At 60.9% G+C, this 10,500-nt stretch carries 6 protein-coding genes, 2 pseudogenes and 1 riboswitch; of the genes and pseudogenes, 5 read left to right on the forward strand and 3 right to left on the reverse strand.

What is annotated here, in order from left to right; translation table 11 throughout:
* Nucleotides 1–14: 14 nt before the first annotated feature.
* A riboswitch (yybP-ykoY riboswitch) is annotated at nt 15–139 on the reverse strand.
* Nucleotides 140–178: 39 nt separating this feature from the next.
* A complete protein-coding gene (locus BBF94_RS22885; RefSeq protein WP_065261239.1) occupies nt 179–1,177 on the reverse strand; it encodes a class I SAM-dependent methyltransferase in 999 nt (332 codons plus the stop codon).
* A gap of 33 nt (nt 1,178–1,210) precedes the next feature.
* On the reverse strand, nt 1,211–2,176 hold the full coding sequence (locus tag BBF94_RS22890; RefSeq protein WP_065261240.1) for a 2-hydroxyacid dehydrogenase: 966 nt from the start codon (nt 2,174–2,176) through the stop codon (nt 1,211–1,213).
* A gap of 179 nt (nt 2,177–2,355) precedes the next feature.
* Between BBF94_RS22890 and BBF94_RS22895 the strand changes: the two genes are divergently transcribed.
* Nucleotides 2,356–2,985 (forward strand): LysE family translocator, encoded by a 630-nt coding sequence (locus tag BBF94_RS22895; RefSeq protein ID WP_065261241.1) that lies wholly within the window; start codon nt 2,356–2,358, stop codon nt 2,983–2,985.
* Here the strand turns inward: BBF94_RS22895 and BBF94_RS22900 are convergent.
* A pseudogene (locus tag BBF94_RS22900) lies at nt 2,969–3,741 on the reverse strand (AraC family transcriptional regulator). The gene BBF94_RS22895 and the pseudogene BBF94_RS22900 sit on opposite strands and share 17 nt — an antisense overlap.
* Nucleotides 3,742–3,837: 96 nt before the next feature.
* Between BBF94_RS22900 and BBF94_RS22905 the strand changes: the two are divergent.
* The 4 genes and pseudogenes from BBF94_RS22905 to BBF94_RS22920 all read left to right on the forward strand — a co-directional run bounded on the left by BBF94_RS22905 (nt 3,838) and on the right by BBF94_RS22920 (nt 10,450).
* Nucleotides 3,838–5,022, forward strand: a complete 1,185-nt coding sequence (locus tag BBF94_RS22905; RefSeq protein WP_065261242.1) for an MFS transporter — start codon at nt 3,838–3,840, stop codon at nt 5,020–5,022.
* A gap of 147 nt (nt 5,023–5,169) precedes the next feature.
* Nucleotides 5,170–6,850: pseudogene (locus tag BBF94_RS22910) on the forward strand (fatty acid--CoA ligase).
* A 318-nt stretch (nt 6,851–7,168) separates the two neighbouring features.
* Nucleotides 7,169–9,058: a DUF1302 domain-containing protein gene (locus BBF94_RS22915; RefSeq protein WP_065261243.1), complete on the forward strand. Its 1,890-nt coding sequence runs from the start codon at nt 7,169–7,171 to the stop codon at nt 9,056–9,058.
* A gap of 27 nt (nt 9,059–9,085) precedes the next feature.
* Nucleotides 9,086–10,450: a DUF1329 domain-containing protein gene (locus tag BBF94_RS22920; RefSeq protein WP_065261244.1), complete on the forward strand. Its 1,365-nt coding sequence runs from the start codon at nt 9,086–9,088 to the stop codon at nt 10,448–10,450.
* The last annotated feature ends 50 nt before the right edge of the window (nt 10,451–10,500 follow it).

A 10,500-nucleotide genomic window follows, 5' to 3' on the forward strand; every position in this document is an offset into this window, starting at 1 on the left:
TCATAGGTCTTGTCAAACCCTGCGAACCGTCTGTTGCGGACGCTTGGGTCGCATACGCCATGATCTGAGGATCAAGTATGTTGACGTATACCGGACGAGCTTGGCGCTCGTGGGAGACTACTCCCCTAGGACGGAGCGGATTCTGCCTAGGCGCAATCCATTCGGCAAGCACTTATTTTCAGCTACGCCTGGCCTGGTAAATCCGGAAACCATCGCCTTCGGCCTTGGTCGCGCACGGGCCTAGATGCTCTTCGATCAATGGCTGATACTTCAGGAAGCTGTTGGCCACAAGGCGCAGTTCGCCACCTTTTTTCAGATGTTTTGCCGCTTTTCGCAGCAAGTTCTCGGTGGCGAAATAATCGGTGTGAACACCGGTATGGAACGGCGGGTTGCTCAGAATCGTGTTCAGATCCATCGGTGCTGCGTCGATGCCATCGCCGGTCAACACCTCGGCTTCCAGACCGTTGGCCGCCAGTGTCAGGCGACTGCTGGCGGCAGCGAAAGCATCGACGTCCAGCAGGGTGACCTGATTGTGCGGATAGCGACGCTTGACCGCCGCGCCGAGTACGCCAGCGCCGCAACCGAAGTCCAGCAGATGACCGCTCGGCAGTTGGTCCAGATGTTCCAGCAGGAGGGCGCTGCCGCGATCCAGTCGGCCATGGCTGAACACGCCCGGCAGGCTGATGACTTTCAGCGGGCCTTCGGTCAGCGGCAGTTCGTAGGTCTGGGCCAGGCTTTCCAGGGATTTGGCTTGCGGGGCATTGGCCACCGTCACTTGCCACAACTGGCAGTGACGCGCGCTGTCGAGCTTGCGCGGCTTGCCGAATGAGTTGAGCTGTTTGGACGCGCCTTCGATGCCGCTGCGTTTTTCCCCGACCAGAAACACTTCGCGCCCGGCCAGACGTGCGGCCACGGCATTGAGGATGTAGTCGGTCAAATCCCTGGACTTGGGCAGGAATACCACTGCGCTGTCGAACTCGCGCTCCGGCACATTCACGCCGAAATGGCTGCGACCTTTGAAACGTTCCTCGAGCGCCGCCTGATCGCCGGCATGCCAGCACCAGCCGAATGCGTCGGGCAGGCGCCCGAGCAAGTCATCGGCGGGCAGACCGGCCAGCAACAGCGAACCCTGGAATAAATCGACCTGACGAAGCAGTACTTCACTGCGCGGATCCATAACTGCTCCCGTGAAAAAAAGTGCCGCAGTTTATCAACTGACGACTCGCAGCGCCTTACCGCTGTAAAACGCCCGGGTGTTTTCCACCAGTTGGCCAACGATTCGCTGCCGGGCTTCGCGGCTGCCCCAGGCGTTGTGCGGGGTGACGATCAGGCGCGGGATGTCGCTGGCGAGCAGTGGATTGCCGTGGGTTGGCGGTTCGATGCTCAACACATCGGTGGCTGCGCCGCCGAGATGACCGTTGCGCAGCGCATCGGCCAGGGCCTGTTCATCGATCAGCCCGCCACGGGCGGTGTTGACCACGAAAGCACCGGGTTTCATCGACGCCAGCTCGCGGGCACCGATGAAGTGTCGGGTGTGTTCGTTGAGCGGGCAGTGCAGAGTGAGGGCGTCGATCTGTGGCAGCAGTTCTTCCAGCGGCAGGCGATCCGGACGGGCCGGACGCCCCGGAATCTGCCCGAGCAACACACGCATGCCAAAGGCCTCGGCCAGTCGCGCCACCGCGCCACCCAGTTCACCATGTCCGAGCAGCCCGAGGGTCTTGCCCTCCAGCTCGACGATCGGGTAGTCCAGCAGACAGAACTGTTTGGCTTGCTGCCAGCGGCCTTCGCCGACGGCCTTTTGATAATCGGCAAGACGCGTGGCGAGATTGAGCAATAGCATGACCGTGTGTTGCGCCACTGAAGGCGTGCCGTAACCCTGACAGTTGCACACGGTGATGCCCCGGGCGCGGGCGGCGGCCAGATCGACATTGTTGGTGCCGGTGGCCGTGATCAGGATCAGTTTCAGTTGCGGGTTGGCGTCCATGGCGGCGGCATCGATCAGGATCTTGTTGCTGATGGCCACGGTCGCGCCTTGCAGGCGTTCGGCAACCTGAGCAGGCAGCGTCCGGGCGAACAGTTGCAGGTCGCTGAAGCAGGCTTGCAGTGGCGCGAGGTCAAGGTCGCCCAGATCCAGGGAAGGGTGATCGAGGAATACGGCGCGGTGGGCGTTCGTCATCAACTGTACCTGTCGTGCTGTGAAGGGAAGGCGTAATCTGCCGAGCCTAACAGATGAAACACCTGTGGGAGCGAGCCTGCTCGCGAGGCGTCGTATCAGACAACAACGATGTGGCTGACACATCGGCTTCGCGAGCAGGCTCGCTCCCACAGGAATGTAATGACCTCAAAGGAGCCCCCATGTACTGGACCGAGTTCTTGACCGTTGCACTGATCCACCTGCTGGCCGTCGCCAGCCCCGGCCCGGACTTTGCCGTGGTGGTGCGCGAGAGCGTGACCCACGGGCGTCGCGCCGGTACCTGGACGGCACTGGGCGTGGGCACGGCGATTTTCCTGCACGTCGGTTATTCGCTGCTGGGCATCGGGCTGATCGTTTCGCAATCGATCGTATTGTTCAACGCCCTGAAATGGGCCGCTGCCGCTTACCTGCTGTACATCGGCTACAAGGCCTTGCGCGCACAACCGGCCAAGGCCGTGACCGACGACCTGCACAAAGAGGCCGGCGAACGCACCGCCCGTGGCGCCTTCACTTCAGGCTTCGTGACCAACGGACTGAACCCGAAAGCCACGCTGTTCTTCCTGTCGCTGTTCACCGTAGTGATCAACCCGCACACGCCTTTGGCGGTGCAGGCTGGCTATGGGATTTACCTGGCCGCTGCAACGGCAACCTGGTTCTGCCTGGTGGCGATGCTGTTCAGCCAGCAGCGCGTGCGTGCCGGTTTTGCCCGTATGGGCCACTGGTTCGACCGCACCATGGGCGCCGTGCTGATTGCCATTGGCGTGAAGCTCGCGTTCACCGAGATGCATTGATCGAGCTGAGCTGATTCAGGGTGTTGAGGTACTCCCGGGGATTGTCCCCGAGCAAACGGCGAAACATCGCGCTGAACGCCCGCGCGCTGCCGTAACCCAGATCCCGCGCCACGCTCTGCACGCTGTCCCCGGCGAGCAGGCGGGGCAGGGCTTCCATCAGGCGCAGTTGCTGGCGCCAGGCATTGAAATTCATCTGCAATTGCTGCTGAAACAGCCTCGCCAGGGTGCGTGAGCTGGCCCCGACCTGCTGCGCCCAGTCTTCCAGGGTGTTGGGATGATCGGGCTCGCGCAGCAGCGCCAGGCAGATGTTTTGCAGGCGTCGATCGCTCGGCATCGGGATGTGCAACGGCAGGTTTTCGAGGCCGGCCAGTTCCTCCAGCATCAATTGCTGGATCAGCGGATTGTCGGCGTGGGGCGGGCCCTGCACCGCACGCAGGATCAATTCGCGCAGCAATGGCGTCACGGCCAGCACGCAACAGTGTTGCAGGCTGGCCGGGGACAGTTCGGGGGCGATGAACAACGAACGCATCTGCACATCCCCGGACATGAAGATCTCATGTCCACCTGCGGCGGAATCCACACCGCGCGGCTCGGTGGAATGACCCACGCCCCTTGCGCCGTGACCACCCGCATCACGCCGCTCACCGCATACAGCAACTGCGCCTCGCGATGCAGATGCAACGGCTGGTGTGCGCCGTCCAGGTAATCCCGGGGGTAGGCGCTCACCGGGCCGTGTTCGAAATGGCTGATCAACATGTCCGGTTCGCTGACTTGTATGGCAGGAATGCGCTTTTTCGCCAACTTAGCATAAGCGCTCACCCTCATCTGTTCACAACAAGAAAGCGTGCCGCGATGAATCAATCCAGAAATGTCATTCGCTACATCAATGCAGCCCATGTGATCGATCACATGTTCATGCTGATTTTTCCCGCTGCTGTCCTTGGCATGACCCAGGCTTTCGCCCTCGACTATGCCGCGCTGATCGGCCTGTCGCTGGGCGGTTTCATCGCGTTTGGCGCCTGTTCCCTACCGGCCGGGTGGCTCGGCGATCACTGGAGCCGACGACGGATGATGCTGGTGTTTTTCTTCGGTATCGGTGGTTCGGCGATCATCACCGGCCTCAGTAACAGCCCGACGTCGCTGGTCATTGGTCTGACCCTGATCGGCATTTTTGCCGCGATCTATCACCCGGTCGGCACGGCGATGCTGGTGGCCTATGCGCAAAATCGTGGCCGCGAAATCGGTATCAACGGCATGTGGGGCAATCTGGGCGTGGCGTTCTCGGCACTGATTACCGGGTTGCTGGTGGCGCAGTTCGGCTGGCGCTCGGCATTCCTGATACCGGGGGCTGCGGCCATCGTACTGGGGATCGGTTTTGCCTTGCAGGTGCGTGAGGAACCGATCCCCAAACGCCCGCACACTGCGCTCAAGAGCGCCGCCGGCCAGCGCATTTCGATGGTCATGGTGTTCGGCGTACTGGCCTTGGCCACCGCCACCGGCGGTGTGGTATTCAACGCCACCACCATGACCTATCCCAAATTGTTTCAGGAGCGCTTGCATGACCTGTTCGCCTCGCCGCAGACCCTGGGCGTGGTGGTGAGCCTGGCGTATGCGTTCGGTGCGGTGGCGCAGTTGAGCATCGGACAGCTGTTGCATCGGGTCAGCCTGAAATGGCCATTTGTCGTGCTGACGCTGTTTCAGGCGCCACTGCTGTATGCCATGGCTTATGTCGAGGGCTGGGCGGTGATCGCGCTCGGTGCGGCGTTCATGTTCGTGGTGTTCGGTCAGGTGACGGTTAATGACTCGATGGTTGCCAATTTCGTTGCGCCGCACTGGCAATCCCGAGTGTTTGCCTTGCGTTACTGTTTATCGTTCGGTGCCAGTGCGACAGCGATTCCGCTGATTGCCTATGTTGAACCGCGCCATGGTTTTGTGGGGCTTTACCTGATTCTGGCTGGGTTCGGTGCTTTGACCTTCCTCGCTGCGGCGGTTTTCCCACGCACGCCTTCTGAAGCGGCTGTAGGGCAAACGGCCTGACCGGTGATGAAATCCGACAAATGCTGGCGCAAAGCTAGCATTTGTACGGCTCTGCAAATCATTCCTTTGGCTGATTTGGCTGGCGTATAAGGGTTCTAGAGTACAGAACTCCAATGCCAACACCGTGCAGTCAGAAAAGGGATTCTTATGTTGCAGACTCGCGTTATTCCGCCCGCCGAAGGGGCCTACCAGTATCCATTGCTGATTAAACGGCTGCTGATGTCGGCGCCCGTTACGAGAAAACCCGCGAGATCATTTACCGTGACCAGTTGCGCTACAGCTACCCGACGCTGATCGAGCGGGTTGCGCGACTGGCCAACGTTCTGACGGCCGCCGGTGTGAAGGCCGGCGACACCGTGGCGGTGATGGACTGGGACAGCCATCGCTACCTGGAATGCATGTTTGCCATTCCGATGATTGGCGCGGTGATTCACACCATCAACGTGCGCCTGTCGCCGGAACAGATCCTCTACACCATGAATCACGCCGAGGACCGCTTCGTGCTGGTCAACAGCGAGTTCGTCGGGCTGTACCAGGCCATTGCGCCGCACCTGACCACGGTGGAGAAAACCCTGCTGCTGACCGATCTGCCGGAAAAAACCGCAGACCTGCCGAATCTGGTCGGCGAGTACGAACAACTGCTGGCGGCCGCGAACCCGCAATACGACTTTCAGGATTTCGACGAAAACTCGGTTGCCACCACCTTCTACACCACGGGCACCACCGGCAATCCGAAGGGGGTGTATTTCACCCATCGGCAACTGGTACTGCACACCATGGGCGTGTCGACCATCATGGGCGCCATCGACAGCGTGCGGCTGCTGGGCACCAACGACGTGTACATGCCGATCACTCCGATGTTTCACGTACATGCCTGGGGACTGCCGTATGTGGCGACCATGCTCGGGCTCAAGCAGGTTTATCCGGGCCGCTACGACCCGGAATTCCTCGTCGAGCTGTGGCGCAAGGAGAAGGTCACGTTCTCCCACTGCGTGCCGACCATCCTGCAGATGGTGCTCAACGCCAAGGGCGCGCAGGGCACCGACTTCGGCGGCTGGAAAATCGTCATCGGTGGCAGTGCGCTCAATCGTTCACTTTATGAGGCGGCCAAGCACGGGGCATCCAGCTCACGGCGGCGTATGGCATGTCGGAAACCGGGCCGCTGGTATCCTGCGCACACCTGAACGACGAGTTGATGGCAGGCACCGAAGACGAACGCACCACCTACCGGATCAAGGCCGGCGTGCCGGGGCCGCTGGTCGAAGCGGCCATCGTCGATGGAGACGGCAACTTCCTGCCCGCCGACGGCGAAACCCAGGGCGAGCTGGTGCTGCGTGCGCCGTGGCTGACCGAGGGCTATTTCAACGAACCGCAGAAGGGCGCCGAGCTGTGGGCCGGTGGCTGGCTGCATACCGGCGACGTGGCGACGCTGGACGGCATGGGGGTGATCGACATCCGCGACCGGATCAAGGACGTGATCAAGACCGGCGGCGAATGGATTTCCTCGCTGGACCTCGAAGACCTGATCAGCCGTCACGCCGCGGTACGTGAAGTAGCAGTGGTGGGGATCGCCGACCCGCAGTGGGGCGAGCGGCCGTTTGCCCTGCTGGTTGTCCGTGAAGGGCACACCATCGGGGCCCGTGAACTCAAGGAACACCTCAAGCCGTTCGTGGAACTGGGGCACCTGAGCAAGTGGGCGATTCCGAGCCAGATCGCCCTTGTTACGGAAATTCCCAAGACCAGCGTCGGCAAGCTCGACAAGAAGCGCATCCGCCTCGACATCACCGAATGGCAGACCAACAACAGCACCTTTCTCTCGACGCTCTGAGCGTCCTGCGGCGCGCCGAAAACGGCGCGCCAGCCCCACCAAGCAAGCGCTTGGCTTGTGAAATCGGAAAAATCAGCCATCCTTGCCGGGCCGACATGTGTCGGACTGGCGTAAGGACTGTTCCAGAGTGGCCGGCCACTGCAAATCACACTTTAGAGGGATCAAGCAGTACCCCCTGCTGGCTATAGTCCGTCAAGGATTTTTAAGAACGGGGCAATGCAACATTGAAGCGATTTCGGGCAGCTCCTGGCACCCGGTCCTTCAGGCGTTTTTAAAAGTACTCACTGCCATAACAATAATGCACATGGAGTAGCGTCGATGACCTCAGTAAACCAGTTCTGGCGCCGGGCGAAACTGCCTCTGGCGGTCAGTCTTGCCTCCACGCTCGCCGGACCCGCATTCGGCGTCAGCTTCAATGTCGGTGAAATCGAAGGCCAGTTCGACTCCGCGCTCTCCCTGGGCATGAGCGTTTCGACCCAGCAGCCGAACAAGGACCTGATTGGTGTCAACAACGGTGGCCGGGGCCTGTCCCAGACCTCCGACGACGGTCACTTGAACTTCAAGAGCGGGCAAGCGTTCTCGAAGATCTTCAAGGGCATCCATGACCTCGAACTGAAATATGGCGATACCGGTGTCTTCGTCCGGGGCAAGTATTGGTACGACTTTGCGCTGCAGAACCAGGACCTGGAATACAAGGACGTCAGCAATCACAACCGCGACGTGGCGGCCCGTTCTTCGGGTGGCCAGATCCTCGACGCCTTCATCTACCACAACTACGCCATTGCCGATGAGCCGGGCTCGGTGCGTCTGGGCAAGCAGGTGGTGAACTGGGGTGAAAGTACCTTCATCGGTGGCGGCATCAACTCGATCAACCCGATCGACGTATCTGCATTCCGCCGTCCGGGCGCCGAGATCAAGGAAGGCCTGATCCCGGTCAACATGTTCTACCTGTCCCAGAGCATCACCGAAAACCTGTCGGCCGAAGGCTTCTACCAGATCGACTGGCAGAAGACCGTGACCGACAACTGCGGCACCTTCTTCTCCCAGCCCGACATCGTCACCACCGGTTGCGACGACAACCTGCGTGTGCTGAACAAGCGCTCGACCATTCCGGGCATTGCCCTCGGCCCGCTGGCCGCCGCCGGTGTCGACGTCAACGAGGAAGGCGTGCTGGTACGCCGCTCGCCGAACCGCAATGCGCGGGACAGCGGGCAGTGGGGCGTGTCCGCCAAGTACATGTTCGATCCGCTGGCCACCGAGTTCGGTGCCTACTTCATGAACTACCACAGCCGTGCGCCGATCTTCAGCGCAACCGGTGCGCCACAGTCGATCTATAACGGCGTCAAGGCGCTCCCGGGTCCATTCCAGGCCTTGGGGCCGCTGGTGGTGGCGGGTAACTCCGAGTATTTCATCGAGTATCCGGAGGACATTCGTCTCTACGGCCTGAGCTTCTCCACCACCCTGCCTACCGGTACGGCGTGGAGTGGTGAGATCAGCTACCGCCCGAACGCGCCGGTGCAACTGAACTCCACCGACATCCTGTTCGCCGGTGTGCGTCCGTTGGGCGGTGCCCTGACCAACGCTTCGATCCTCAACGGTGTTCCGGGCCAGGACCTGCACGGATACAACCGCAAGGAAATCACCCAACTGCAGACCACCCTGACGCACTTCTTCGATCAGGTCATGGGCGCCAACCGCCTGACCCTGGTGGGTGAAGTCGGCGTGACCCACGTCGGCGGGCTGGAAAGCAAGTCCGAGGCCCGTTACGGTCGCGATCCGGTCTTCGGTCCGGGTGAGCTGCCATCCACCAATGGCCTCAATACCTGCTCGCAGATCCTCAACACCTCGACCATCAACGGTGCCGGTCCTGGCGCATCGACCAGCAACCGTTCCAGCAACTGCGACAACAACGGTTTCACCACCGCCACATCCTGGGGCTATCGCGCTCGTGCCATCTGGGATTACAGCGACGTGTTCGCCGGTGTGAACCTGAAGCCGAACGTGGCCTGGTCCCATGACGTCAAGGGTTACTCGCCGGGTCCAGGCGGCAACTTCGAGGAAGGTCGCAAGGCCATCAGCCTCGGTCTGGATGCCGAATACCAGAACACCTACACCGCAAGCCTGGCTTACACCAACTTCTTTGGTGGCGAATACAGCACGGTGGACGATCGCGACTTCGTTGCCCTCAGTGTTGGCGTGAACTTCTAAGTACAGTTTTTCAGGACGAACAAACCTATGAAAATAACAAAGAATCTGTTCCACGCCGGTGTTCTGGGTCTTTCGCTGCTGGCCACCAGCGTGATGGCGGCGGTACCGGCCGCCGAAGCCGACAAACTGGGCAAAAGCCTGACCCCGATGGGCGCCGAAATGGCGGGCAACGCCGATGGTTCGATCCCGGCCTGGAAGCCGCTGGCGAAGAACGCCGGCACCGTCGACAGCAAGGGCTTCCTGTCCGACCCGTACGCCAGTGAAAAGCCACTGTTCACCATCACGGCGCAAAACGTCGACCAGTACAAGGACAAGCTTGCACCGGGTCAGTACGCGATGTTCAAGCGCTACCCGGATACCTTCAAGATGCCGGTCTATCCGTCCCATCGCGGTGCCACCGTACCGGATGACGTGTTCGCCGCGATCAGGAAGAACGCCACGACTACCACGCTGGTGGCCGGCGGCAACGGCCTGGAAAACTTCCAGACCGCCATCCCGTTTCCGATCCCGAAAGACGGTCTGGAAGTCATCTGGAACCACATCACCCGCTATCGCGGTGGCAGCGTGACCCGTCTGGTGACCCAGGCGACGCCCCAGGCCAACGGCTCGTACAGCCTGGTGTACTTCCAGGACCAGTTCGTGTTCCGCGACAAAATGAAGGATTACGATCCGGCCAATCCGGGCAACGTATTGTTCTACTTCAAGCAGAAAGTGACCGCGCCGGCCCGTCTGGCAGGGACCGTGCTGCTGGTGCACGAGACCCTCGACCAGGTGAAGGAACCGCGCAAGGCATGGGTCTATGCGACCGGTCAGCGCCGTGTGCGTCAGGCACCGCAAGTGTCCTATGACGGTCCGGGTACTGCCGCTGACGGTCTGCGTACCTCCGATAACCTGGACATGTACAACGGCGCCCCGGATCGCTATGACTGGAAGCTCGAAGGCAAGAAAGAGATGTACATTGCCAACAACAGCTACAAGATCGATTCACCGACCCTGAAGTACGCCGACATCCTCAAGGCCGGCCACATCAACCAGGACCTGACTCGCTATGAGCTGCGTCGCGTCTGGCATGTGGTGGCAACCTTGAAGCCGGGTCAGCGTCACATCTACGCCAAACGTGACTTCTTCATCGATGAAGATACCTGGCAGGCAGCAGTCATCGATCACTACGACGGTCGTGGTCAGCTGTGGCGCGTCGCCGAGGCCCATGCCGAGGACTACTACGACAAGCAAGTGCCGTGGTACGCGCTGGAAACCCTGTACGACCTGCAATCGGGCCGTTACCTGGCACTGGGCATGAAGAATGAAGAGAAACAGGCTTATGACTTCGGCTTCTCTGCCAGTAAAAGCGAATTCCAGCCGGGCAACCTGGGCCAGGACGGTATTCGCTAAGCTTTGACCCGAGGCCGCATCCTCGAAAAAAACGCCCCGACCGGTTCGGG

It is taken from the genome of Pseudomonas bananamidigenes (genome assembly GCF_001679645.1).
Classification (GTDB): domain Bacteria; phylum Pseudomonadota; class Gammaproteobacteria; order Pseudomonadales; family Pseudomonadaceae; genus Aquipseudomonas; species Aquipseudomonas bananamidigenes.